Origin of the sequence: Luteibacter anthropi (assembly GCF_023699965.1) — a bacterium.
In the GTDB taxonomy this organism is placed as follows: domain Bacteria; phylum Pseudomonadota; class Gammaproteobacteria; order Xanthomonadales; family Rhodanobacteraceae; genus Luteibacter; species Luteibacter anthropi.
The window spans coordinates 4,835,996-4,859,930 of record NZ_CP077072.1; the positions used below are offsets into that span (position 1 = coordinate 4,835,996).

Annotated in this window: 22 protein-coding genes and 1 tRNA gene; 11 read left to right on the forward strand and 12 right to left on the reverse strand. The window is 65.6% G+C overall.

Features of this window, described 5'->3' with window-relative positions; all coding sequences use genetic code 11:
- The first annotated feature begins 133 nt into the window (after nt 1–133).
- The 6 genes from KR767_RS20710 to KR767_RS20735 all read left to right on the forward strand — a co-directional run bounded on the left by KR767_RS20710 (nt 134) and on the right by KR767_RS20735 (nt 8,625).
- Complete coding sequence (locus KR767_RS20710) at nt 134–1,309, forward strand: thiolase family protein (RefSeq protein WP_250877633.1); 1,176 nt, start codon at nt 134–136, stop codon at nt 1,307–1,309.
- Nucleotides 1,310–1,470: 161 nt separating this feature from the next.
- Nucleotides 1,471–1,836: a hypothetical protein gene (locus KR767_RS20715; RefSeq protein ID WP_166947019.1), complete on the forward strand. Its 366-nt coding sequence runs from the start codon at nt 1,471–1,473 to the stop codon at nt 1,834–1,836.
- A gap of 369 nt (nt 1,837–2,205) precedes the next feature.
- Nucleotides 2,206–3,813: a carboxyl transferase domain-containing protein gene (locus KR767_RS20720; RefSeq protein ID WP_250877634.1), complete on the forward strand. Its 1,608-nt coding sequence runs from the start codon at nt 2,206–2,208 to the stop codon at nt 3,811–3,813.
- Between the two features lie 346 nt (nt 3,814–4,159).
- Entirely contained in the window at nt 4,160–5,503 is a 1,344-nt protein-coding gene (gene xseA / locus KR767_RS20725; RefSeq protein WP_250877635.1) for an exodeoxyribonuclease VII large subunit, read from the forward strand.
- Nucleotides 5,504–5,699: 196 nt separating this feature from the next.
- The gene (locus tag KR767_RS20730) at nt 5,700–7,130 is read left to right on the forward strand and encodes an aldehyde dehydrogenase family protein (RefSeq protein ID WP_250879194.1); all 1,431 of its coding nucleotides are present in this window, start codon (nt 5,700–5,702) and stop codon (nt 7,128–7,130) included.
- Between the two features lie 58 nt (nt 7,131–7,188).
- The gene (locus tag KR767_RS20735) at nt 7,189–8,625 is read left to right on the forward strand and encodes a lipase family protein (protein ID WP_250877636.1); all 1,437 of its coding nucleotides are present in this window, start codon (nt 7,189–7,191) and stop codon (nt 8,623–8,625) included.
- Nucleotides 8,626–8,721: 96 nt separating this feature from the next.
- Here KR767_RS20735 and KR767_RS20740 read toward each other — a convergent pair whose 3' ends face one another.
- The 6 genes from KR767_RS20740 to KR767_RS20765 all read right to left on the reverse strand — a co-directional run bounded on the left by KR767_RS20740 (nt 8,722) and on the right by KR767_RS20765 (nt 11,850).
- Nucleotides 8,722–10,098 carry an FAD-containing oxidoreductase gene (locus KR767_RS20740; RefSeq protein ID WP_250877637.1) on the reverse strand — a complete coding sequence of 459 codons (1,377 nt, stop codon included), beginning with the start codon at nt 10,096–10,098 and terminating at the stop codon, nt 8,722–8,724.
- A gap of 17 nt (nt 10,099–10,115) precedes the next feature.
- A tRNA-Arg gene (locus tag KR767_RS20745) sits at nt 10,116–10,192 on the reverse strand.
- Nucleotides 10,193–10,246: 54 nt separating this feature from the next.
- Nucleotides 10,247–10,657, reverse strand: coding sequence for a DUF2335 domain-containing protein (locus KR767_RS20750; RefSeq protein WP_250877638.1), 411 nt, complete (start codon nt 10,655–10,657; stop codon nt 10,247–10,249).
- Nucleotides 10,658–10,803: 146 nt separating this feature from the next.
- Nucleotides 10,804–11,148, reverse strand: a complete 345-nt coding sequence (locus KR767_RS20755; protein ID WP_250877639.1) for a hypothetical protein — start codon at nt 11,146–11,148, stop codon at nt 10,804–10,806.
- Complete coding sequence (locus KR767_RS20760) at nt 11,135–11,551, reverse strand: GFA family protein (RefSeq protein ID WP_250877640.1); 417 nt, start codon at nt 11,549–11,551, stop codon at nt 11,135–11,137. The genes KR767_RS20755 and KR767_RS20760 overlap by 14 nt, the downstream gene beginning before the upstream one ends.
- A gap of 38 nt (nt 11,552–11,589) precedes the next feature.
- Nucleotides 11,590–11,850: a DUF2188 domain-containing protein gene (locus tag KR767_RS20765; RefSeq protein WP_166947027.1), complete on the reverse strand. Its 261-nt coding sequence runs from the start codon at nt 11,848–11,850 to the stop codon at nt 11,590–11,592.
- Nucleotides 11,851–12,053: 203 nt separating this feature from the next.
- Between KR767_RS20765 and amaB the strand changes: the two genes are divergently transcribed.
- The 4 genes from amaB to murB are packed head-to-tail and all read left to right on the forward strand — an operon-like array spanning nt 12,054 to nt 16,443.
- Nucleotides 12,054–13,589 carry an L-piperidine-6-carboxylate dehydrogenase gene (amaB, locus tag KR767_RS20770; RefSeq protein ID WP_250877641.1) on the forward strand — a complete coding sequence of 512 codons (1,536 nt, stop codon included), beginning with the start codon at nt 12,054–12,056 and terminating at the stop codon, nt 13,587–13,589.
- A 15-nt stretch (nt 13,590–13,604) separates the two neighbouring features.
- Nucleotides 13,605–14,372 carry a class I SAM-dependent methyltransferase gene (locus tag KR767_RS20775; RefSeq protein ID WP_250877642.1) on the forward strand — a complete coding sequence of 256 codons (768 nt, stop codon included), beginning with the start codon at nt 13,605–13,607 and terminating at the stop codon, nt 14,370–14,372.
- Entirely contained in the window at nt 14,372–15,400 is a 1,029-nt protein-coding gene (locus KR767_RS20780; RefSeq protein ID WP_250877643.1) for a quinone-dependent dihydroorotate dehydrogenase, read from the forward strand. The genes KR767_RS20775 and KR767_RS20780 overlap by 1 nt, the downstream gene beginning before the upstream one ends.
- Before the next feature lie 23 nt (nt 15,401–15,423).
- Nucleotides 15,424–16,443 (forward strand): UDP-N-acetylmuramate dehydrogenase, encoded by a 1,020-nt coding sequence (gene murB, locus KR767_RS20785; RefSeq protein ID WP_166947324.1) that lies wholly within the window; start codon nt 15,424–15,426, stop codon nt 16,441–16,443.
- Nucleotides 16,444–16,588: 145 nt separating this feature from the next.
- Here murB and KR767_RS20790 read toward each other — a convergent pair whose 3' ends face one another.
- From KR767_RS20790 to KR767_RS20815, 6 genes are all read right to left on the reverse strand, one after another.
- Nucleotides 16,589–17,386: a ferritin-like domain-containing protein gene (locus KR767_RS20790; protein ID WP_250877644.1), complete on the reverse strand. Its 798-nt coding sequence runs from the start codon at nt 17,384–17,386 to the stop codon at nt 16,589–16,591.
- A 37-nt stretch (nt 17,387–17,423) separates the two neighbouring features.
- Nucleotides 17,424–18,902 (reverse strand): amidophosphoribosyltransferase, encoded by a 1,479-nt coding sequence (purF, locus tag KR767_RS20795; protein WP_166947032.1) that lies wholly within the window; start codon nt 18,900–18,902, stop codon nt 17,424–17,426.
- Nucleotides 18,903–18,915: 13 nt separating this feature from the next.
- Nucleotides 18,916–19,551: a CvpA family protein gene (locus tag KR767_RS20800; protein ID WP_166947033.1), complete on the reverse strand. Its 636-nt coding sequence runs from the start codon at nt 19,549–19,551 to the stop codon at nt 18,916–18,918.
- 37 nt (nt 19,552–19,588) lie between these two features.
- Nucleotides 19,589–20,680, reverse strand: coding sequence for an SPOR domain-containing protein (locus KR767_RS20805; RefSeq protein ID WP_250877645.1), 1,092 nt, complete (start codon nt 20,678–20,680; stop codon nt 19,589–19,591).
- Between the two features lie 87 nt (nt 20,681–20,767).
- Nucleotides 20,768–22,036 carry a bifunctional tetrahydrofolate synthase/dihydrofolate synthase gene (folC, locus tag KR767_RS20810; RefSeq protein ID WP_250877646.1) on the reverse strand — a complete coding sequence of 423 codons (1,269 nt, stop codon included), beginning with the start codon at nt 22,034–22,036 and terminating at the stop codon, nt 20,768–20,770.
- Nucleotides 22,033–22,659, reverse strand: a complete 627-nt coding sequence (locus tag KR767_RS20815) for a GNAT family N-acetyltransferase (protein WP_250877647.1) — start codon at nt 22,657–22,659, stop codon at nt 22,033–22,035. Before KR767_RS20815 ends, folC begins: the two co-directional genes overlap by 4 nt.
- A 97-nt stretch (nt 22,660–22,756) precedes the next feature.
- Between KR767_RS20815 and KR767_RS20820 the strand changes: the two genes are divergently transcribed.
- Complete coding sequence (locus KR767_RS20820; RefSeq protein ID WP_166947037.1) at nt 22,757–23,860, forward strand: sterol desaturase family protein; 1,104 nt, start codon at nt 22,757–22,759, stop codon at nt 23,858–23,860.
- Nucleotides 23,861–23,935: the final 75 nt, after the last annotated feature.

The following is a 23,935-nucleotide window of genomic DNA, read 5'->3' on the forward strand; positions in this document are numbered from 1 at the left end:
GCCAAATCATTGAGAATTTGCGCAAGGCCTTGCGCGCCTGACGCAGCGCAGATTGCCCCTCACCGGGCGCCACTGCGATACTCGACGGGTTTTCCGCCCCCAAGGGCGGCCATCCGAGCATTACGGAGTTCCCATGTCCGACATCGTCATCGCAGGTGCCAAGCGCACTGCCATCGGTTCCTTCCTCGGCCAGTTCACCGGCGTGCCCTCCCCCGAACTGGGCTCCATCGCCATCAAGGCGGCCCTGGAGCAGTCCGGCATCCCCGCGGCGGACGTGAGCGAAGTGATCATGGGTTGCGTGCTGCCGGGCAACCTCGGCCAGGCCCCGGCCCGCCAGGCCTCGCTCAAGGCCGGCCTGCCGACCTCGGCCGGCTGCACCACCATCAACAAGGTGTGCGGTTCCGGCATGAAGGCGCTCATGCTCGCCCACGACCTCATCAAGGCCGGTTCGGCCAACGTGGTGGTGGCCGGCGGCATGGAGTCGATGACGAATGCCCCGCACATGGTCAACGCCCGCACCGGCATCCGCTACGGCGACGGCCAGCTGGTGGACCACATGGCCTGGGACGGCCTCACCAATCCGTACGACGGCAAGGCCATGGGTGTGTTCGGCGAGCAGTGCGCCGACAAGTACCACTTCACGCGAGAAGCGCAGGACGCCTATGCCATTGCCTCGGTGGAGCGCGCGCAGGCGGCGCAGAAGTCGGGCGCGTTCGCGAATGAAATCGTTCCGGTGACCGTGCAGGGCCGCAAAGGCGCGCAGGATTTCGCCGAAGACGAACAGCCCGGCCGTTCCGATACCGCCAAGATTCCCACCCTGCGCGCGGCATTCCGCAAGGAAAACGGCACCATCACCGCCGCCAGCTCGTCCAGCATTTCCGACGGCGCCGCCGCGATGATCGTGCTCTCGGCCGATGAAGCGAAGAAGCGCGGCGTGACCCCGCTGGCCCGTGTCGTGGCCCATGCCACGCACTCGCAGGAACCCGAGTGGTTCACCACCGCACCGGTGGGCGCCATCCAGAAAGTGCTCGAAAAGGCCGGCTGGAAAGCATCCGACGTCGATCTGTTCGAAGTGAACGAGGCGTTTGCCGTGGTGCCGATGGCCGTCATGCACGAGCTTGGCGTCTCGCACGAGAAGATGAACGTCAACGGTGGCGCGTGTGCGCTGGGCCATCCGATCGGTGCCAGCGGTGCCCGTATCGTGGTCACTCTTCTCAATGCGTTGACAGCCCGTGGGGCAAAAAGGGGCGTCGCGGCGCTTTGCATTGGCGGCGGCGAAGCAACGGCGGTCGCTATCGAACTGATGTGAACCCGGCGTCGAAATTTCAGGCGGTCATCTCGAAAAAATCACGCGATGTACATGGGTTTTAATACCCCCTGAAGCACACACCGGCATTCGGTAGCCATGCCTGAGCAACTAAGCTATTAATACGCCCGCCTAACGGCATTCCACGGCTAAGGAGAAACACAATGAATTTGACGCGTACCCTTCTCGCCTCTGCGCTCGTCGCGCTGCTGGCAGCATGCAGCAACGGCGCGCAGGATTCCGCGCAGGATGCCCAGAAGTCCGCTGCGGATGCCCAGCAGCAGGCTGACAAGGCCCAGCAGGCCGCCGACCAGTCGCAGAACGCCGCGACCTCGCAGGCCGCCGACCAGGCCCAGCAGTCCGCCGACCAGGCCAAGGACGCTGCATCCCAGGCCCAGGCCGCCGCCTCGTCCTCCACCGGCGCCGCCAAGGATGCCGCTTCCAACGCTGCCGACCAGGCCGACAAATCGGCTGACCAGGCCAAGGACGCTGCGTCCAACGCCAACAGCGCGAAGGACGACAAGAAGTAATCGGGGCACTGTCCCGCTGAAAACGGCCGCCTCCGGGCGGCCGTTTTTTTATGGCCCGCAGGCAGCTCCCCGCACCGCTTTCGCTTATTTGTAGGAGCGCGCCTTGCGCGCGACCCCTGAACGCGATTCATAAAAGGGCAATGCAGACAATGATCGGGCAGCGTTCACACCCCCGACCCACCGCCTGCCCGATCATCTCAACGCATCATTCGCCATACGTATCCTTGCGGGGTCGCGCGCAAGGCGCGCTCCTACAGGTCACGGGGGCATCGCAACAGATCAAGGCGCATCACGGGATACCGCAACGCAGCGTTCGCAGGCATTGCCAGCCCGCTATGATGGCCGTTTCGTCCGTCGCGAACGTCCCCCATGCCCATCCTCACCTCGCAGATCGACACCCGCTCCGCCGATTTCCAGGCTTCCAGCCAGCGCCTGCGCGCGCTCACCGACGACCTGCGCGATACGCTCAAGCGCACCGCCGAGGGCGGCGGCGCCAAGGCCCGCGAGAAACACGTGGCGCGGGGCAAGCTGCTGCCGCGTGAGCGCATCCGCGCCCTGCTCGATCCCGGTTCGCCCTTCCTCGAAATCGCCCCGCTCGCCGCGCACGGCATGTACGACGACGCCGCACCCGCAGCCGGCGTCATCGCCGGCATCGGTCGCGTGATGGGCCAGGAAGTGGTGGTGCTCGCCAACGACGCCACGGTAAAGGGCGGCACGTACTTCCCCATGACGGTGAAAAAACACCTGCGTGCGCAGGAAGTAGCGATGGAAAACCGCCTGCCCTGCATCTACCTGGTGGATTCCGGCGGCGCCTTCCTCCCCTTGCAGGACGAAGTATTCCCCGATCGCGAGCACTTCGGCCGTATTTTCTACAACCAGGCACGCATGAGCGCGCAGGGCATTCCGCAGATTGCCGTGGTGATGGGGTCGTGTACCGCCGGCGGCGCGTACGTGCCAGCCATGAGCGATGAAACCATCATCGTGCGCGAGCAGGGCACGATCTTCCTTGGTGGTCCGCCGCTGGTGAAGGCCGCCACGGGCGAGGTCGTGGATGCCGAAGCGCTCGGCGGTGCCGACGTGCACACCTCCGTCTCGGGCGTAGCCGATCATTTCGCGGAAAACGACGCCCATGCGCTGTCCATCGCGCGTGACATCGTTGGTTCGCTCAATCGCGTGAAGCGGGTGCCGCTGGCATTGCGTGCGCCCATCGAGCCGCGTTTTTCCGCCGAAGAGCTTTACGGCGTGATTCCGGAAGATACCCGTCGTCCGTTCGATATCCGCGAAGTGATCGCACGTATCGTCGACGATTCCGATTTCCACGAATTCAAGGCGCGCTACGGCAAGACCCTGGTCACCGGCTTCGCGCATATCCACGGCTACCCCGTGGGCATCGTCGCCAACAACGGCATCCTCTTCGGCGAATCCGCGCAGAAGGGCGCGCACTTCATCGAACTGTGCAACCAGCGCAACGTGCCGCTGGTGTTCCTGCAGAACATCACCGGCTTCATGGTGGGCCGCAAGTACGAAAACGGCGGCATCGCGAAGGATGGCGCGAAGATGGTCACGGCTGTGGCCTGTTCACACGTGCCCAAGTTCACCGTGGTGATCGGCGGCAGCTTCGGTGCCGGCAACTACGCCATGTGCGGCCGCGCCTATGGCGCCCGTTTCCTGTGGATGTGGCCGAACTCGCGCATCAGCGTGATGGGTGGCGAACAGGCGGCGTCGGTGCTGGCGACCGTGCGTCGCGATGGCATCGAGGCGGGTGGCGGCACGTGGAGCGCGGAGGAAGAAGAAACCTTCAAGGCGCCGGTACGCGAGCAGTACGAGCGCCAGGGGCATCCGTATTACGCGAGCGCTCGCCTGTGGGACGACGGCATCATCGATCCGGCCGACACGCGACGCGTGCTGGGCCTGGCGATCTCGGCATCGATGAACGCCCCCATCGAACAAGGCCGCTTCGGCGTCTTCCGCATGTAACCTCCTGTAGGAGCGCGCCTCGCGCGCGACCGGTACAAAGCCTTGAGCCCACCGCTCCGCACGGTCGCGCGCAGGCCCGCTCCTACACAACCTTGCCCTGTAGGAGCGCACCTCGCGCGCGACCGGTACAGGGCCTTGAGCCCATCGCTCCGCACGGTCGCGCGCAGGCGCGCTCCTACACAACCTTGCCCTGTAGGAGCGCGCCTTGCGCGCGACCGGTACAGGGCCTTGAGCCCACCGCTCCGCACGGTCGCGCGCAGGCGCGCTCCTACAGATGAACTGAGGAATGGTGGGTAAGTCACTGGGCCATCGACATTCCCGACCAGCGTGATAACCTCGCCGGTCCATGTCCGACCTTGATCGCAACGCCCCCCACGTCTTCACGCCCTCCGGCCTGAACCGGCTGGTGCGTGATCTGCTGGAAGACGCCCTGCCCATGGGCGTGTGGATCGAAGGCGAGCTGTCGAATGTGTCGCGCCCCGCCTCCGGTCACATCTATTTCACGCTGAAAGACGCCAACGCCCAGGTGCGTTGCGCCATGTTCCGCATGGCAGCATCGCGCCTGCGCTTCCGTCCCGCGGACGGCATGCACGTGCTGATGCGGGCCAAGGTGGGCCTGTACGAAGCCAGGGGCGAATTCCAGCTCGTGGCCGACCACATGGAGCCGGCCGGCGAAGGTGCGCTCCAGCGCGAGTTCGAGCAGCTCAAGGCCCGCCTCGGCGCCGAAGGCCTGTTCGATGCCGAGCGCAAGCGTCCCCTGCCTGATTTCCCGAAACGGATCGGCGTCATCACCTCCCCTTCCGGCGCGGCCGTGCGCGACGTGCTCAGCGTCATGGGCCGGCGCTTCCCGCTGGCCGAGGTTGACGTACTCCCCGTGCCCGTACAGGGCCGCGAGGCACCGCCCGCCATCGCCGCGATGCTGCGCAGCGCGTCCGCCAGTGGCCGTTACGACGTACTGCTGGTCACCCGTGGCGGTGGCTCGCTGGAAGACCTGTGGGCGTTCAACGACGAGAGCGTGGCGCGGGCCATCCACGCCAGCGACGTACCCGTGGTGTCCGCCGTGGGCCACGAGGTGGATTTCACCATCGCCGATTTCGTCGCCGACCTGCGCGCCGCCACGCCGTCCGCGGCAGCCGAGCTGCTGGTACCAGACGGCGCCGACCTGGAACGCCGCCTGGACCGCCTGCGCCAGCGCATGGCCACCCTGATGGCACGCCGCCTGCAGGCCGCCGCCCAGCGGGCCGATCACTGGCAGGCGAGGCTCAACGCCCAGCGCCCGCAGGCCCGGCTGGCCCGGGATGCGCAGCGACTGGAAGCCCTGCGTCGTCGCCTGCATATGAGCATCGGGCAAGCCAACGCCCTGCGCCGTGCCCGGCTCGAACGCCTTCAAGCGCGCCTCGCCGCGCGTCATCCCCGGTTGCGGCTGGATCCGTCGCGCGCCCGGCTGGCTGAGCTGCGCCAGCGGATGAGCAGCGCCATCGGCCGAAGGCTGGAGCGCGAGCGTGCCCGCGTGGCGCAACAGGGGCGCACGCTGCACGCCGTGAGCCCGCTGGCGACGCTGGAGCGTGGTTATGCCATCGTCTTCGACGAGCGCGACGCCATCGTGCGCCGGGCGGCCGATGTGGCCGTGGGTGAGCGGGTGCGGGTGATGTTGGGTGAGGGGGAGTTGAGGTTGCGGCGCGAGGATTGATTTCGTTCGCCCTGGGCCGGTCGCGCGCGAGGCGCGCTCCTACAGAGGGATTCGCATGACGGACCATTTACCCTGTAGGAGCGCGCCTCGCGCGCGACCGCTCCAACGCCAAGCCTCCCAGCGGCGAAACGCCTCACGACACCTGAACGCCTCCGGCACCATCATGTCGGGCATCGTGTCAAAGAGGGCCATGCCCATGCTCGCCAAGAGCTACCCCTACTACCTCGCCAACAAGCCCGTCAAAGCCAAGGCGAAACTCGACGTCACCGACAAATACACCGGCAAGGTCGCCACCCGCGTGGCCCTGCCCGATGCCGACGCACTCGAACAGGCCATCGCCGCCGCCACGGCCGCCGCTCCGGCCATGAAGCGCTTCAAGCCCTACGAACGCCAGGCCGTGCTCGAACACTGCGTGAAGCGCTTCCGCGAACGCCAGGACGAACTGGCCTACGCGCTCTGCGTCGAGGCCGGCAAACCCATCAAAGACGCCACCGGCGAAGTCACCCGCCTCATCGAAACCTTCAAGATTGCCGCCGAAGAAGCCGTGCGCCTCAACGGCGAAACGATCAATCTGGAAATCTCCCAGCGCAGCGCCGGCTACTACGGCTACACCCGCCGCGTGCCACTGGGGCCGGTGTCCTTCATCACCCCGTTCAACTTCCCGCTTAACCTCGTGGCGCACAAGGTGGCGCCCGCCATCGCCGCCGGATGCCCCTTCGTGCTGAAGCCCGCCGAGCGCACGCCACTGGGTGCGTTGATCATCGGCGAGATCCTCGCCGAGACGAACCTGCCCAAGGGCGCATTCTCGGTGCTGCCGATGGAAGGCCGCGATGCCGAGGCACTGGTGACCGATCCGCGCCTGAAACTGCTCTCCTTCACCGGCGGCCTGATCGGCTGGGACCTGAAAGCCAAGGCCGGCCACAAGAAGGTCACGCTGGAACTGGGCGGCAACGCCGCCTGCATCATCGACGCCGACCAGGGCCCGCACCTGGATGCCGTGGTGGATCGACTCGTCTTCGGCGCCTTCTACCAGTCGGGCCAGAGTTGCATCAGCGTGCAGCGCATCCTGGTGCACGATGATGTCTACGACACCCTGCGCCGCAAGCTCGTGGCGAAGGTCAAAACCTTGAAGGCCGGCGACCCGAAGAAGAAAAGCACCTTCCTCGGCCCCATGATCGACGAGGCGGCCGCCACCCGCCTCGAAGGCTGGGTGGCCGAAGCGAAAAAAGCCGGCGCCAAGGTACTGTGCGGTGGCAATCGCAAGGGTGCGATGCTGGAAGCCACCCTGCTGGAAAACGTGCCGCACGATGCAAAGCTGCAACGCATGGAGGCCTTCGGCCCCGTGGCGCTGCTGCAACGATTCATGACCTTCGACGAGGCCATCGGCATCGTCAACGACTCCGACTTCGGCCTGCAGGCCGGCGTGTTCACCGACAACCTGCGCCACGCCATGCGTGCATGGGACGACCTGGAACAGGGCGGCGTCATCGTCAACGACGTGCCCAGTTTCCGCGTGGACAACATGCCCTACGGCGGAGCCAAGTCGTCGGGCATCGGCCGCGAAGGCGTGCGCTATGCCATCGAGGACATGACCGACCTGCGCCTGATGGTCATTCGTGACGCCTGACACGAAGACTGCACACTAGGCCAGCTAGGCTGTCGCTTCCTCCCGACGGAAGCGACACGTGTCCACCCTGGTCTTCGTGCACGGCTGGAGCGTTACCGATACATCCACCTACGGTACCCTGCCGGCCACGCTCGTGCAGCGTGCCGCGCAGACCGGCTCCACACTGCGGGTGCTCGACATCCGCCTGTCTGAATACGTGACCTTCGACGATGCCGTAACGATGGACGACATCGTGCGTGGCTTCGATCATGCGCTGCGTGGGCTGGATCTTCCCGATGGCCAGTTCGACTGCGTAACGCATTCCACTGGCGGGCCGGTGGTCATGGCGTGGCTACGTGCGCAACGGATGATGCCCAAGGCTTATGCGAACGTGAAAGCACGTCACGTCATCATGCTTGCACCTGCTCACTTCGGGTCCGCTCTGGCGAAACTCGGCAAGGGCGTGCTCGGTCGCCTCAAGGCGTGGTTCAACGGTATCGAACCGGGTCAGCGCATCCTCGACTGGCTGGAACTGGGCAGCCCCGAATCGCTGTCGCTCAATCTCGGTGTCGTGCATGGCGCCGATCTTTCATCGCAAGGCACATATCTGTTCAACCTCATCGGCGACCGCCCCGACCGCAAGCTCTACGACGTCATCAACGCCTATACCGGTGAAGATGGCTCCGATGGCGTCGTGCGTCTGGCGGCTGCCAACCTCAACGTCACGCATCTGACACTCACCCAGCAGGCCGGTGGCCCGCTTCTCACCGCCACCACGGCGCGCGCACCACGCAGCGCGTTCCGTCTGCTGCCGGGCCTTGCACATTCCGGCACCACGCAAGGCATCATGGCCGCGCAGCCACCACCGTCGATCACGGTGGAAACCATCCTGCGCTGCCTCGCGGTGAATTCGGCCGCATCGTATGCCGCACTGTGCGATGCCTTCGTCGCCGAAAACGCGCAGCGTGATGCAAACAAGGTAGAACTGGAGCCAGCTGGCATCTTTGCGCCACGCGTGCATATCCATGATCCACGCAGCCTGCTTATCGTGCGGCTGCGCGATGATCGTGGCGAAGTCCCGGTAAACGCGCAATTCCAGCTCACCGCCGGCCCTGAAGCCTCGCCGGATCAACTACCGCCCGGCTTCATGATCGACCGGCAGGCGAATGATCGCGACGCAGCGACGTGGGCGCTGTTTCTCAACCATGCCATTCTTGCGGGTGATGCGGCCGTGCCCGATCCGCGCGATACCTCGAAAACCCTGCGTGGCCCGCTCGTGGCGCATTCGCCCTACGGCGCGCGCATCCAGCCTGCGGACATCAGCGGACTTATCCGTCATGTAGTCGCGAACACGGCGCAAAACAGCGATCTGCTCACCAACATGCGCCCCCATGAAACCACCATCATCGATGTGGTGCTGTCTCGCCGCGTAGCCGAAGGCGTCTTCCGCCTCACCGACAAACTGACGCCCGTCGAAGATTTCCGCCACCCCACTCCCGGCCCAGACCTCCTGTAGGAGCGCGTCTGCGCGCGACCCCTGAACACGGCAACGGCGAAGGAACCTGCACACTTGGTCATGATCGCAGTCAGGGGTCGCGCGCAAGGCGCGCTCCTACACCATCGATTGCAGCTCACCAATGAGCGTGGGTATCAGCTCCGACACTGTCGGATGAATGGGCACCGCCCATTGCAGCGTGTCGATCGTGGCACCGGCATTCATCATGTCCAGTACGCCATGAATCGCTTCGTCACCTCCTGTACCGAGAATCGCCGCCCCCAGGATCAGCCGCGTTTCGGCATCGGCCACCATCGACATGAACCCTTGCGTTTCGCCCTTTTCCACTGCGCGCCCCACGCGCGTCATCGGCCGCTTCGCCACCAGCAAAGGGCGCCCCGTGGCACGCGCCTGCGCCTCCGTCATGCCCACGCGCCCAAGCGGCGGATCGACATACAGCGCATACCCGGGAATACGCTCGCTAACTTTGCGCGAGCCACCGTCGAGAAGATTCGCTGCGACAATCTCGTAATCGTTCCACGCCGTATGCGTAAACGCTCCTTTGCCGTTGCAGTCGCCAAGCGCCCAGACACCTTCCGCACGCGTCTCCAGCGCATCGTTGACAACGATGTAACCCCGCTTGTCCACGGCTACACCCGCACATTCGAGACCGAGATCATCCGTGTTCGGCCTGCGGCCCACGGCAAGCAGCACATGCGATCCCACCACATCCGGATGACCTTCGCGACAATCCACGCCAACGACCACGCCATCGGCATGACGCCCCAGGCGGATACAGCATGCATCGGTACGCACGGCGATTCCTTCAGACACCAGTATCTCGCGTACGGCGTCTGAAACCGCCTCGTCTTCACGGGCGATCAGGCGAGCACCCTGCTCCACCACCGTCACCTGCGCACCGAAGCGCCGGTACATCTGCGCGAACTCCAGTCCGATGTAGCTGCCACCCACTACGACAAGATGCTCAGGCACGGTTTCCAGCGGGATGATCGTGCTGTTGGTGAGGTAGTCCACCTCATCAATGCCCGGAAAATCGGGGACGTTTGCGCGCCCACCTACGTTGAGGAAGATCCACGGTGCCGTCAGCGCCTCGCCATTGACCTCGATCACGCGCGGCCCGGTAAAACGTGCATGCCCCCGGATGAGTTCCAGTCCCGGCATCCCGGCAAGCCAGTCTTCATTGCCCTTGCGTGAGTCCAGGATGACCTTGCGCGCCCGCGCCGCCACCGTGGGCATATCGATCTCGACGGGCCCCGTGATAACCCCGTATTCCGCACCACGTCGCGCCAGGTGCGCGGCGTAGGCGCTGGCAACGAGGGTCTTGGTGGGTTTGCATCCGGTGTTGACGCAGGTGCCGCCGACCAGATGGCGCTCGATCAGGGCGACGGAGCGGCCCGAGGCAGTGAGCCGCCCGGCAAGCGCGGGACCGGCCTGGCCGGCACCGACGATGATGGCATCGAACGAACGGGGCATGCGTGGGTCCCTGTCGATGGTGACCCCGGCCCGATTCGAACGGGCGACCTTCCCCTTAGGAGGGGGACGCTCTATCCAGCTGAGCTACGGGGCCCCGGCCGCGAAGCATACCCTACCGGCCCCGGCGAAAAGAAGGGTTGAACGGCCTTCAGCGATTTCCGCGCGCCGTCGCTGCCGCTTTAGGGCTGGCGAGAACCCAGCCGGCAATCAGGATGGCTGGCACACCCAGCGTGATGATGGTGCCTATCAGCGGATCCTGGAGGTAAGCGATGCAGCAACCGAAGAGCACCGCCAGCAGGGCGACGATAAAGCCGAACACCAGGGCAAACATGCCGCGCACGTGACGCCGGCGCTCCAGCGTGCGGCGATGGGCACCCTCCTCCTCCGCCATGCGAATGGTGTGCTCGAAGGCGCGCTCGGTCATGTTCAGGATGCGCTCGGAGGCACCGGGCACCGTTCTTTCGTAGGCCATCACGGTTTCCGCCGATGGCAGGGTAACCGGAAGCCTGGCCGTGGCATCCTCATGACCGGTGGTTCCGTTTACGTTGTCGTCGCTCATCGCCACCTCCCCTTCGATCAGCCGACTCTAGCGACCTGACACAGGGGACGCCAACCGACGAAGGTCATGGATGGCGATCAATGACTGGCCGCCAAGCCAGGCTCTTCCCTGGCGGCAGTCTCCGAAAAGGCCCTATAAGTTCACTTTCATGATCCGAACCCCGTGCAGGTCGGCTTGCGCAAATCGATGGCCTCGATGTGCTGATCCAGCGATACGCGAAGATTGGCCCTGTCGATGCACGATGCCAGCAGCCCCTCCTGTAATCGCGTACAGGTAATCCACTGGCCTGCCGCATCATTCGACATCGCATGGCAGCTGAAACGAATGCCTGACAGGCGCTCTTCCACGTCCGCTCGCGGGTCACCAATGCGTACGCGCTTGTGCACGGCCGATTTGAAGTGACCGTCGGGAATGAGGCGATGGCATGCGCCCAACCCTGTCGTCGCCAGAGCCACGACGAACACCGCGAGCAGGCGTTCAGGCCTCGACATAACGCAGGTATCCCACCACGCCGCCGCCACCGTCCTTCGGATGGTGCGCGCCGTCGAGCACCTGCACTTCGGCGAAATCGAACGGGCTCACGCCCTCGATGCAGGCCGCGTTCACGCCATACTGGTTGGGATTGGAACGGCGCTGGTGAAAGGTGTAGATGCCGCACTTCGAGCAGAAGAAATGCTTCGCCGTGCCCGTGTTGAACTGGTATTCGGTGAGCTCATCCTGGCCTTGCTCGATGGTGATGCCGCCCAGGTCGGCCGAAACGGCCACGGCACCACGCATCCGGCAATACGAGCAGTTGCAGCGGCGCGCGGTGCGCAGGCCATCGGTGAACTTGACGGTGAAACGAACGGTGCCGCAGTGACAGGCGGCGCGCGCCTCGGTGATGTCGGGAAGCATGGCGGACCTTCCGGGTGAGGAGGCGCCATGATAATCCTTCACCGCACCAGCGAGAGATGCCGCTGCGGCAACGGCGGCACCCGGGAAGGCCGCTTCGCGTCGCTTCCAAAGGGCCGCCATACCCCATCGGCCCCTTCGATGCCGATGCTGGCGTCGCCGCCATCGGACACGGCCCGGTTCAGGGCGGCCCGCAGGGCCTCGTAGCGCGAGGGAAACGACTCGACGACCACCCCGTCGACCCTCACCGGCCAGCGGGTGTCCTCGCCGGGATGGAACGGAATCTCGTAGACGCGGGTCATGGCTGCAGTGTCCTCAAGTACAACTTGAGGCAAAGCATGCGGTTGCGCGCGTCATCGCAGGGTCGTTTTAACCCTGCCCGTCACTAACGTTTCCCCCACATCCGTCCCGCGCCGCACAACAGGTCGTGAAGGGGGTGTTTGCTAGAATCCCGGTTTTCCCTCGCACGCCGGCATCCTGCCGGCGCGTCGCCAAAGGAGTTGCCATGTCCGTCAAGATCCTCGAAGCGCTCGGCCTGAAGTCCACCGAATCCGGTACCTACCTCGGCCGCGGCGAATGGGCCGCCACCAGCGGTGCCGGCACGCTGTCCCCCACCAATCCGGCCACGGGGGAAGTGATCGCCACGGTGCAGGCCTCCAGCGCGGCGGACTACGAGACCATCGTCCAGCGCGCCCAGGAAGCCTTCACGGTGTGGCGCAACACCCCGGCCCCGCGCCGTGGCGAGGCCGTGCGCCTGTGTGGTGAGGCCCTGCGCAAGCACAAGGATGCCCTTGGCTCGCTGGTGGCCCTGGAAATGGGCAAGATCAAGCCCGAAGGTGACGGCGAAGTGCAGGAGATGATCGACATCGCCGACTTCGCGGTGGGCCAGAGCCGCATGCTCTATGGCAACACCATGCATTCGGAGCGCCCTGGCCACCGCATGTACGAGCAGTGGCATCCGGTGGGCCTGGTGGGCATCGTCAGCGCGTTCAACTTCCCCGTGGCAGTGTGGAGCTGGAACGCCTTCCTGGCCGCCATCTGTGGCGATATCTGCATCTGGAAGCCGTCGCCGAAGACCCCGCTCTCGGCCATCGCCACCATGAAGATCTGCAACGAGGCGCTGAAGGACGCCGGCTTCCCGGACATCTTCTTCCTGTTCAACGACGCCGGCACCGAGCTGGCCCAGACCTTCGTCGACGACAAGCGCATCCCGCTCGTCAGCTTCACGGGCTCCACGAAGGTCGGCCGCATGGTGGGTGAGCGCGTGGCCCGTCGCATGGGCCGCAGCCTGCTGGAGCTGGGCGGCAACAATGCCATCATCCTCGACAAGTCGGCCGACCTGAAGCTGGCGATCCCGGGCATCGTGTTCGGTGCCGTCGGCACCGCCGGCCAGCGCTGCACCACCACGCGCCGCCTGATCGTCCACTCGTCCATCCACGATGCCGTGGTCGATACCCTCGTGAAGGCCTATGGCCAGGTCGAACAGAAAATCGGCGACCCCACCCTCGCCACCACCCTCATGGGCCCGCTGAACAGCCCGGAGGCCGTGCAGGCCTACGTGGACGCGGTGGCCAAGGCCAAGGCATCGGGCGGCACCGTGCGCACGGGTGGCAAGGCGCTCACCGACCGCAAGGGCAACTTCGTGCTGCCCACCATCGTCACGGGCCTCACCAACGACACCGAGGTGGTGCAGACCGAAACCTTCGCCCCGATCCTCTACGTGATGCCGTTCGACACCCTCGACGAGGCCATTGCCATGCAGAACGGCGTGCCGCAGGGCCTGTCATCGGCCATCTTCACGCAGGATCTCAAGTCCGCCGAGCAGTATCTGTCGGCATCGGGCTCCGATTGCGGCATCGCCAATGTGAATATCGGCACCTCGGGCGCGGAAATCGGTGGCGCCTTCGGTGGCGAGAAGGAAACCGGCGGCGGTCGCGAGTCGGGCTCGGACGCCTGGAAGGTGTATATGCGCCGCCAGACCAACACCATCAACTACTCCGATTCGCTGCCGCTGGCGCAGGGCATCAAGTTCGAGTTTTAAGCAACGGGTGATGCCATGACCGACCTGCGCTCCACGGAACGTTTCTCCGACCGCGTCGAGGACTATGTCCGCTACCGGCCGGATTACCCACGGGCGCTGGTCGGCTGGCTGCATCATCACGGCGTGGGCGCCGACTGGACGGTGGCCGATATCGGTGCCGGCACGGGCATCTCGGCGAAGATGTTCCTCGATGCCGGTCACCGGGTCACCGCCGTGGAGCCCAATGCGGCGATGCGTGCGGCCGCCACGCGGTGGCTTGCGGATCACGCGGGTTTCACCGCCGTGGACGGCACCGCCGAGGCCACCGGGCTGCCCGATGGCTCGGTGGACCTCATCATCGCCGCGCAGGCGTTTCACTGGTTCGACAGGGAAAAAGTACGCACGGAATTCCGGCGCAATCTTTCGCCGCGCGGGCTCGTGTCCGTGTTCTGGAACTCACGCCGCCTCGTCGGCACACCGTTTCTCGAAGGCTATGAGCGCCTGCTGCACGAGTACGGTATCGATTATGTCGGCGTAGCCGAGCGCTATACCGATGACGACACCATGCAACGATGGTACGGCGCCGGTTACGTCGGCATGGCATCGTTTCCCCATAGCCAGAAGCTCGATTACGCGGCCCTGGAAGGACGACTCATGTCGTCGTCCTACGTACCCAAGGCCGGCCATATCAACCACGAACCCATGCTGTTCGCCCTGCGCTCGCTGTTCGACGCCACGCAGGACGGTGGCACCATTGATTTCGACTACGACACCCGGATCTTCCTGGGTCGCCCGGACGCCTGATGTACGACCTGATCCGCCCCCTGCTCTTCAAGCTCGACGCCGAAACCGCGCACGGCCTCACCCTCTACGCCTCCGACGTCGCCCAGCGCAGCGGGTTGTCGAAGTGGGTGAACACGCCGCCCGCCGATCTTCCGGTGAAAGCCTTCGGCATCGATTTCCCGAATCCGGTCGGCCTTGCCGCCGGCCTGGACAAGAACGGCGAACACCTCGACGGTCTCGCCGCCATGGGCTTCGGTTTCGTGGAGATCGGCACGGTCACGCCGCGCTCGCAGGCCGGCAACGACAAGCCCCGCATGTTCCGCCTGCCGGAGCACGAGGCGGTGATCAATCGCCTGGGCTTCAACAACGGCGGCATCGACGCACTAGTGCGCAATGTGGAGAAGGCCACGTTCCGTGGCGTGCTGGGCATCAACATCGGCAAGAACAAGGACACGCCGAACGAGCGTGCCACCGATGATTACCTGGTGTGCCTTGAGCGTGCGTATCCGCTGGCCAGCTACATCACGGTGAATATTTCCTCGCCCAATACGCAGGGCCTGAGAGACTTGCAGGAAGAGGAAACGCTGCGCCGCTTCATCGGCACGATGCGTGAGGCACAGGAACGGCTTGCCGGCCAGCATGGCAAGCGCAAGCCGATGCTGTTGAAGATCGCTCCCGACCTTACCGAGGCCGAGCTCGATGCCATCGCCGAGGTGTTGCTGGCCTCGGGCATCGATGGCGTGATCTGCACCAACACCACCATCGACCGCGACACCGTGGCCGGCTCGGTGCATGCGAAGGAAATGGGTGGTCTTTCGGGTCGCCCCCTGTTCGCCAGGTCCACCGCCGTATTGCGCGGCATGAAGGCGCGCGTAGGCGAGCGCCTGTCCATCGTGGGCGTAGGTGGCATCCTCGACGGTGACAGCGCCGCCGAAAAACTCGAAGCCGGCGCGTCGCTCGTGCAGGTGTATTCCGGCCTCGTGTATCGCGGGCCGAAGCTTATCAATGAAGCGGTGGCGGAGATTCGCCGCCGTGGGATCCTCGCATGACCATGAACAACGCCCCGGTCGACATGGGCGGCTTTACCCTTGCCTCGGATGCGCCGCTGGGCGGCCGCAACACGCTGCGCGTGGATGCGCGCGCGAAGCTGCTCGCCGAAGTGCATGATCCGGTGAAAATTCCTGAGCTGCTGGCCTATCCCGCCGTGAAAAGCGGGCCGGTGCTAGTGCTTGGTGAAGGCAGCAACCTGCTCATCAAGGGCGATATCGACGGCACAGTGGTAGCCATGGCCAATCGTGGCGTGGAGACGTTCCAGCGTGACGACCGTGTGCTGATTCGCGTGGCGGCGGGTGAGCGTTGGGATGATTTCGTGCGCTGGTCGCTGGGACAGGGTTATGCAGGACTGGAAAACCTGATCCTTATTCCGGGCACGGTGGGTGCGGCGCCGATCCAGAACATCGGTGCGTACGGCGTGGAAGTGGCCGAGTTCATCGATACGGTCGAGGCATGGGACACCCACGCCAATGCCTTTGTCGTTCTGGATAAAGCCGCCTGTGCGTTCTCGTACCGGCATTCCAGTTTCAAGCAGCAGGCCGGCCGCTGGATCGTCGTCGCCGTGACGTTTGCGCTACCGCGTGAGCGGCCGTTGTCGCTCGATTACGCGGGTATCCGCGAGGAAATCGCCAAGATGGGCATCGAGCGGCCCACGCCATATCACGTGGCCGAAGCGGTGGTGCGGTTGCGTTCGCGCAAGTTGCCCGATCCAGCGGTAATCGGCAATGCGGGTAGTTTCTTCAAGAACCCCGTGATTCCCAAGGCCAAGGCCGATGCATTGGCACTGGCTCATCCTGGGTTGCCGGTGTGGCCGCATGTCGGTGGCACGGCGAAAATCTCGGCCGCGTGGCTCATCGAGTCCGCTGGCTTCAAGGGCGAGCGCGAGGGCGATGCAGGCATTTCCAACCGACACGCGCTGGTGCTGGTGAACCATGGCAAGGCTACCGGCCCGCAGCTATGGGCCTTCGCACAGAAAGTTATCGCAGGGGTACAGGCCAAGTTCGGCGTCACGCTAGACCCCGAACCTCTGGTCATCTGACCCCTGTCGCGCGCAGGCGCGCTCCTACAACGGTGAGGCCATCAGCTGCACAGGGCCCTGTAGGAGCGCGCCTCGCGCGCGACCGGTTTTCGCGAAAACCTTACCTCGCTGCAAATACCCTGTCGCGCGCAGGCGCGCTCCTACATCAGAGAGTGTGGAGCCAGGCGAGTTCGGATTCCGAGAAGCCGGCTTCGCGGCGGGCTTCAAGATTGAAAGGGCCGCGTAGCGAGCCATGCATGTAGTCGTCGAGCAGCTTGGCGAACGTGGCTTCCGGCTCGATGCCGTCGCGTTCGCAGCAGTGGTGGAACCAGCGCGTGCCGGCGGCGACGTGCGCCACTTCCTCGCGCAGGATCACCTCGAGAATCGCCACGGTGCGATCGTCGCCCTGCTTGCGCAGGCGATCCATCATGCCCGGCGTGACGTCCAGACCACGCGCTTCCAGCACGCGCGGTACCAGCGCCATGCGGGCGGTATCGCTATGCGCGGTTTTCTCGGCCATGTCCCACAGGCCGTTATGCGCATCGAAGTCGCCGTAGGCATGGCCCAGTTCGGCCAGACGCCCCGACAACATCGTGTAGTGCCGCGCTTCGTCATTGGCGCATGACGCCCAGTCGCGGTAGTACTGCATCGGCTTGCCACGGAAGCGGTAGACCGCGTCCCAGGCCAGGTCGATGGCATTGAATTCGATATGCGCGATGGCATGCACCAGCGCGGCCCGCCCTTCCGCCGAACCCAGTCCACGCTGCGACAGCTGGCGTGGCGATATCAGCCGGGGACGCTCGGGACGCCCCGGCAGGGCAATGGGCAGCGGCGCCGGCGAGGCCTCGTCGGGACGCAGTTCGCCCCGACACAGTGCATCCCACGTAGCGAAGCTCAGCCGGACCTTCTCGGCCGGATCGGACGCATCGAGGCAGCGGCGGGCGGCGGCGTGGAGATCATGCATCGTGCAACGGCGGCGCGACGAACGCGCCGCCTCATCCTCAGGCGCTGCGGCGTTCGGTCTTGGCGGAATCCGAACGCTGGGCTTCCTGCTGCTGGAGGAAGTTCTTGTCCACGCCCGTGACGTACTCGCCCGAGAAGCACGAGGTATCGAAACGCTTCAGGTCGTCGTTGCCATCGGACACGGCCCAGATCAGGTCTTCGAGATCCTGGTAGATCAGCCAGTCGGCACCGAGCGCCTTCTCCACTTCTTCCACCGTGCGGCCGGCAGCGACGAGTTCCGACGTGGCCGGCATGTCGATACCGTAGACGTTGGGGTAACGCACCGGCGGCGCGGCGGAAGCGAAGTAGACGTTCTTCGCACCCGCGTCGCGAGCCATCTGGATGATCTGGCGCGACGTGGTACCGCGGACGATGGAGTCGTCCACCAGCAGCACGTTCTTCTTGCGGAATTCCAGGTCGATGGCGTTGAGCTTGCGACGCACGGATTTCACGCGCTCGCCCTGCCCCGGCATGATGAAGGTGCGACCGATGTAGCGGTTCTTCACCAGGCCTTCGCGCATCGGCACGCCCAGCGCCTGCGCCAGCGAGCTGGCGGCGGTGCGCGAGGTGTCGGGGATGGGGATGACGGCGTCGATGCCGTGGTCCGGGCCGCGCTCGCGAAGGATCTTCTCGGCCAGCTTCTCGCCCATGCGCAGGCGGGCCTTGTAGACCGAGACGTCTTCCATCATGGAATCAGGACGCGCGAGGTACACGTATTCGAAGATGCACGGGGTGTGCAGCGCGCCTTCGGCGCAATGCTTCGCATGCAGCTCGCCACCATCGGTGACGATCACGGCTTCGCCCGGCGCGATGTCGCGCACGCGCTTGAAGCCCAGCACGTCGAGGGCAACGGATTCCGACGCGATGGCGTATTCGCGGCCTTCGGCCGTGACGCGCTCGCCGAGCACCAGCGGACGGATGCCGTTGGGGTCGCGGAAGGCGATAAGGCCGTAGCCCAGCACCAGCGCGAGGCAGGCATAGCCGCCCTGGGCACGGGCATGCACGCGCGACACCGCCTTGAACACGTGCTCCGGCGTGAGGTCGCCGCGATCATCCACCTGCAGCTCGTGCGCCAGCACGTTGAGCAGCACTTCGGAGTCGGAGTCGGTATCGATGTGGCGACGGTCGTCCTCGAACATCTCGCGACGCAGGGTCTCGGTGTTCACAAGGTTGCCGTTGTGCGCGAAGGCGATGCCGTAGGGCGAGTTCACGTAGAAGGGCTGGGCCTCTTCCATGCCCTCGGAACCAGCCGTGGGATAACGGCAATGGCCGATGCCGATGCGGCCGCGCAGCTTGCTCACGCCTGCCGAGTTGAAGACGTCACGCACCAGGCCATTGCCCTTGTGCAGACGCAGTCGGGCGCCGTCCACGGTGGCGATGCCGGCGGCATCCTGCCCGCGGTGTTGCAGGACGGTCAGGCCGTCATACAGGGCCGATGCCACTTCCGTGGTACCGACGATGCCGATGATTCCGCACATGGGAGTTGCCTTCCTAAGGAGTAGCCGCTGTGGACGATGCGGCAGGTTGAGCGTGGTCTTGTCGCGGGGCCTGACCGGGGAGCGTCAGGTCGCGCAGTTTCATGAGATCGTCGCGGCTGGGGAGCTGGACGTCAGGCATTTTAACGTTTTGCAGCGCTTCTGGCGGATGCAGGTACTGACGGACGTTGGACGGGATCTGCTGGCCGATCCATGCGGCCGGAGCCGCGAACTGGCCGAGCATGGTGGACTGGCGCCACCAGGGGTCGTTCGGCAACGGCGTGAAGCCGAGGATGAACACCACGAGGCTGACGATCAGCACGCCGCGCGCCAGGCCGAAAATCATGCCGCAGAGGCGATCCGTGCCGCCGAGGCCCGTGCTGGAGATGAGTCGCGAGATCATGAACCGGACGACCGCGCCACACAGCAGCACACTGATGAAGCAAAGCCCGTAGCCGATGGCGGCGCGGGCTGTCGGCACCGAAATGGTGCCCGCGAAATAATCGGCCAGGGTGGGACCGAACGCCCAGGCCACCCCGAAGGCCACCACCCAGATCACCAGCGACAGCACCTCCGAGATGAGGCCACGCGCGAGGCCGATCAAGACCGAAATGAACAGCACGGCCAGGATCGTGTAATCGGCCCAGTTCATGAACGCCCCCTCCCTGTGTCAATCGTGGTGCCGGCGCTCAGGGCGCCGTCACCACGACACCGTCGAGGCCAACCTTAGCCTTGATCTGATCCTTGAGGCGTACCGCGTCATCGCGTTGCGTCTGCGGACCGGCGCGCACGCGCCAGAGCTTGGCGCCGCTGCTGGAAGCGATGCTGTCGGTGTAGCCCGGGATGCCGGCGGCGCGGAGCTTGTCGCGCAGGCGGGTGGCCTCAGCTTCGCTGCTGACGGCGGCCACCTGTACGGCAAAGCCACCGGCACGCGGCGCGGCGGCAGGCACGGCGGCGGCCGCCGGTGCTGCCGGTGCGGGTGCCGCAGCGGCCGGCTTGGCGGGGGCCGGTGCATCGGCCGTGACGGTTTCAGCCTTGGACGACAGCGACGCCGGAACGCCCGGTACCGCCGCGACGATCTTCAGGCGGGCCGCCTCGGCGGCGGCATGGGTCTCGAACGGACCGGCATGCACGCGCGTGAGTGCCTTGCCGCCCTGGTTCACGCCCACCGCTGTGACCGGGTAACCCAGCGCGCGCACCTTCTGCACCAGGGCGTCGGCCTTGGAACGGTCGGCGTAAGCGCTGAGGTTGATGGAGAAGCTGCCACGACCGGCCGTGCCGGGCGCCTGGGCCGGCGCGGATGCGGGCGGCGTAGCCGTGGCGACAGGCGTGGCCGGAACACTGGCCGGGACCGGCCTGGCGGGCTTCGTTGCCGCCGTGGTGCCCTTGGCGGGCGCCTGCGGCTGGTTGGCGAAGTCTTCCGGCAGGGCATCGGGCGGCTTGCGCGAGGTGATGCTCACCGACGCCAGGCGATCGCCACCGGCGGCCGGCGTGGGACGCGTCGCCGATGGCGTGGCGGCCACCGGTTGTGCCGGCGCATTGGCCGGGGTGTTGCCCGGCGCGTTCGCAGCTGCCACCGGCTGCGGCGCGGAGACCGCACCGGTGCCGTTGGGCGAGACGTCCAGCGTGCGGGCCTGCAATTCACGATCGGGTGCCGGGGGAATCTCCAGGCTCACCGTCTGCTCGGCATCGCCCTTCGGCGGGGCGTTGGAAAAAAGCATTGGCACGAACAGGACCAACAGGGCGATCAGGACGGCGGCACCCAACAGGCGTGTTTTCAAGGAAAGCTCCATACGACCGGCGCAATGCGAATCGGCGCGATTATAACCGTCAATGGAGCCCCTCGACGCCCTGTCGGTCGCAGGCGTTCACATCGCGGCCGACAAGGCGGCGCTCGCCACGAAGAACGAGCCGAACACCAGCACCACGTCATCCTCGCCTGCGGCGGAGCGCGCGGCGCTCCAGGCAGCGGTAACGCTTGGGAAGGCGTCGGACGACGCACCCGGCAAGGTCGCCGCAAGGCTTGCCGCGATGGCCGTGTCGCTGAGGCCGCGCGGCGTGTCCCGGTCGAGTGCGGCGAGGTACCAGTGGGCCACGCGATCGCCGAGCGCGGCGATCACGCCGCCGGTGTCCTTGTCCGAAAGTGCGCCATAGACGGCGAGCACCCTGCCCTGCGGCCGTTCGGCATCGATCCACTCAGCCAGCGCACGCGCGGCCTGCGGGTTATGACCCACGTCCACCAGGGTGAGCGGGCGCTCGCCGATGCGTTGCAGGCGGCCCGACACGCGCACGATGCGCAGCGCACGGGCAAGGGCCTGCGCCGGGACGGTGAGGCGGTCGGCCAGCGCATGCAGCGTGGCGATGGCGGCAGCGGCGTTGGCGAACTGCACCGGCGCGTCGAGTGCCGGGCGCGGCAAGTCGAATGCGCTGCCGTCGCGATGCGTCCAGCGCCAGCCTTCGCCCTGGATGTGCGTCGAGAAGTCCTGTCCTGCCCGCTGGACCGATGCGCCAATGCCTTGCAATGCGTCGATAAGGCCATCGGGCGGATTCGTTTCGCCGATGATGGCGGTACGTCCTGCGCGGGCGATACCCGCCTTTTCGCGACCGATACTGTCGCGATCGTTACCGAGCCAGTCCTGGTGATCGAGATCGATGGTGGTGACCACCGCGATGTCGGCATCGATGATGTTCACCGCGTCGAGGCGGCCACCGAGACCCACTTCGAGGATCGCCACATCGAGCGAGGCGCGGGCCATCAGGTCGATGGCAGCCAGCGTGCCGAATTCGAAATAGGTTTGCGCCATGGCGCCGCGCGCGGCTTCGATGCGCTCGAACGAAGCCACCAGCGCCTCATCCGATGCGTCCTCGCCGTCGAGGCGGATGCGCTCGTTATAGTGAATGAGATGCGGCGAGGTATAGCAGCCCACCCGATAACCCGCCTCGCGCAGCATCGCTTCCAGCAGGGCCACCGTGGAACCCTTGCCATTGGTGCCGCCCACCGTGATCACGACGGGCGCCGGACGGGGCGAGCCCATGGCACGCCATACGGCGCTGACACGGTCGAGGCCGAGATCGATGCCGACAGTGTGGACGCCTTCCTGATAGGAAAGCCATTCGGCGAGGGTGCGGGTGGTCATGCGGGGTCCTTGGCGCGATCGATCGCGCGCATCCAGAAATCGAGGGAGTGTTCACGAGGGAGCACGTCGTCGCGCTCCCTCCAGGAGAGGGTGCAGGCCATGCCGGGCACGGGTGCATAGCCGCGCGTGCGCCAGAAGGCATCGTTGGGGCGATAGCCCTGCGGGGCACGCGGATCGGCCGGATCACGGCGTACCGAACAGAACGCCGTCCAGCGGAAGTCTCCTGCGCCGGTAGCGTGGGCTTCACGGGCGTCGAAGAACGCATGGCCCACGCCCCGGCCACGCCAGGGCGTCAGCAGCACGGATTCACCGAAGTAGAAAACCTCGTCCAGCGCCATGCCGCGCGCCAGGAACGGCTGGTGGAAGGCCTCGCCATCGTCGGCCAGCGGGATGCCCGTGGAGGCCCCCACGGCCTCGCCCGCCTCGTTGCGGGCCACCACGCAGACACTGCGGGGTGAACCGGCGTACGCGGCGAGGTATTCTTGTTCGTAGCCGATGTCGCCTTCGTAGAGGTATGGCCAGTCGCGGAACACCGCGATACGCAGTGCAGCAAGCTCCTTGATCACCGGCAAAATGGCGTCGCCCACATGGACGCCGATGGCGATCCCGGGAGTGTGTCGCATGGCGGAAAGCCCAACGAAAGAGGCGTGAAGCTTAAATGTTGCCATTGGACCCGCGCATCCCCCCGCCGGGTCCCTTCGAAACACAAAGGTTTATCGCATGTTCGCGCCATGGTCCCATCTGGTCGACTGGACGAGCGCCCACGCCATCGTCCCCTTCCTCAGCCTGCTGCACCTCAATGGTCTGGCGGGCGATCCGCGTGAGATCGCGGAAGCCATCCTCATCTCGCTGTTGCAGGTCGGCATCATCGCGTTCCTGTTCCGTCCGCTGGAAACCCTGGCACCGGCGGAGAAGTGGACCGATCGCAAGCTGACCAACGTGGACTGGCAGTACACGTTGATGATGTTGCTGGGCATCTTTCCGATGTTCAGTTACCTCGTGCTCACGCCGATCAGCAATTATTTCGGCGGTGCCGACAACACGCCGGGCGATGAGTCGTTGCTGGGCATCGTGCATCTGATTCCGGCGTTGAAGGACCATCCATTGGCCCTCTTCGTCGTCTACTACGCGATCTACGATCTCGTCTATTACTGGATGCATCGCCTCCAGCATGCGCTGCCGTGGTGGTGGGCGCTGCACAGCATGCATCACAGCACGCGGCAGATGAGCTGCTGGACGAACGATCGCGGCAGTCTGGTGGATGGTTTCCTGCAGTCGATGGTGCTGGCCGGTGTGGGCCTCATCATCGGCGTGGCGCCCACGGAGTTCGCGTGGCTGATGCTTCTGGGCGAGCTGGTGCAGAATTTCTCGCATGCCAATGTGCGCGTGCGCTTCGGGCCACTGTTCGACCGCCTGCTGGTGTCGCCGAAGTTCCACCGCCTGCATCACATGCTGGTGGACCCGGACCGCCCTAACCTGCACAACTGCAATTTCGGCCAGGTGTTCTCCCTCTGGGACGTTATTTTCGGCACAGCGCTTTATAACGAGCCGATCCGCCCGACGGGCGTGGGCGACCCGATGGTGGATGCCGACAACGACAAGGGCCTGGTAGGCCTGCACTGGGCCGCCTTCCGCCGGTTCTGGGGCGCGGTGACCTGCAAGTCAGGCTGGAAGCTGGGCGACGTGGCCTTCGGCGAGGATTACCGCCCGGTGCCGGTGAGCGAAATCGACCTGCACGCGCTGGAAGCCGGTCACGGCGTGCGCCGCAAGTCGGAGATCACGCCCCCCGAAGAACCCCTCACGGCAGAACAAGCCACCCTGTAGGAGCGCGCCTGCGCGCGACCGCTGTCGCGAACCGCCGCATTTCGCCCGGGCCGGTCGCTCGCGAGGCGCGCTCCT

Excerpts from the sequence above, each read along its gene's own strand:
- KR767_RS20720 (WP_250877634.1), top strand. The coding sequence starts at position 2,206 with ATGCCCATCCTCACCTCGCAGATCGACACCCGCTCCGCCGATTTCCAG.
- KR767_RS20760 (WP_250877640.1), bottom strand. The coding sequence starts at position 11,551 with ATGCTTCCCGACATCACCGAGGCGCGCGCCGCCTGTCACTGCGGCACC.
- amaB (WP_250877641.1), top strand. The coding sequence starts at position 12,054 with ATGTCCGTCAAGATCCTCGAAGCGCTCGGCCTGAAGTCCACCGAATCC.
- KR767_RS20715 (WP_166947019.1), top strand. The coding sequence starts at position 1,471 with ATGAATTTGACGCGTACCCTTCTCGCCTCTGCGCTCGTCGCGCTGCTG.
- murB (WP_166947324.1), top strand. The coding sequence starts at position 15,424 with ATGGGCGGCTTTACCCTTGCCTCGGATGCGCCGCTGGGCGGCCGCAAC.
- xseA (WP_250877635.1), top strand. The coding sequence starts at position 4,160 with ATGTCCGACCTTGATCGCAACGCCCCCCACGTCTTCACGCCCTCCGGC.
- KR767_RS20800 (WP_166947033.1), bottom strand. The coding sequence starts at position 19,551 with ATGAACTGGGCCGATTACACGATCCTGGCCGTGCTGTTCATTTCGGTC.
- KR767_RS20750 (WP_250877638.1), bottom strand. The coding sequence starts at position 10,657 with ATGAGCGACGACAACGTAAACGGAACCACCGGTCATGAGGATGCCACG.
- KR767_RS20710 (WP_250877633.1), top strand. The coding sequence starts at position 134 with ATGTCCGACATCGTCATCGCAGGTGCCAAGCGCACTGCCATCGGTTCC.
- KR767_RS20775 (WP_250877642.1), top strand. The coding sequence starts at position 13,605 with ATGACCGACCTGCGCTCCACGGAACGTTTCTCCGACCGCGTCGAGGAC.
- KR767_RS20755 (WP_250877639.1), bottom strand. The coding sequence starts at position 11,148 with ATGTCGAGGCCTGAACGCCTGCTCGCGGTGTTCGTCGTGGCTCTGGCG.
- KR767_RS20820 (WP_166947037.1), top strand. The coding sequence starts at position 22,757 with ATGTTCGCGCCATGGTCCCATCTGGTCGACTGGACGAGCGCCCACGCC.
- KR767_RS20740 (WP_250877637.1), bottom strand. The coding sequence starts at position 10,098 with ATGCCCCGTTCGTTCGATGCCATCATCGTCGGTGCCGGCCAGGCCGGT.
- KR767_RS20730 (WP_250879194.1), top strand. The coding sequence starts at position 5,700 with ATGCTCGCCAAGAGCTACCCCTACTACCTCGCCAACAAGCCCGTCAAA.
- KR767_RS20765 (WP_166947027.1), bottom strand. The coding sequence starts at position 11,850 with ATGACCCGCGTCTACGAGATTCCGTTCCATCCCGGCGAGGACACCCGC.
- folC (WP_250877646.1), bottom strand. The coding sequence starts at position 22,036 with ATGACCACCCGCACCCTCGCCGAATGGCTTTCCTATCAGGAAGGCGTC.
- KR767_RS20780 (WP_250877643.1), top strand. The coding sequence starts at position 14,372 with ATGTACGACCTGATCCGCCCCCTGCTCTTCAAGCTCGACGCCGAAACC.
- KR767_RS20815 (WP_250877647.1), bottom strand. The coding sequence starts at position 22,659 with ATGCGACACACTCCCGGGATCGCCATCGGCGTCCATGTGGGCGACGCC.
- purF (WP_166947032.1), bottom strand. The coding sequence starts at position 18,902 with ATGTGCGGAATCATCGGCATCGTCGGTACCACGGAAGTGGCATCGGCC.
- KR767_RS20790 (WP_250877644.1), bottom strand. The coding sequence starts at position 17,386 with ATGCATGATCTCCACGCCGCCGCCCGCCGCTGCCTCGATGCGTCCGAT.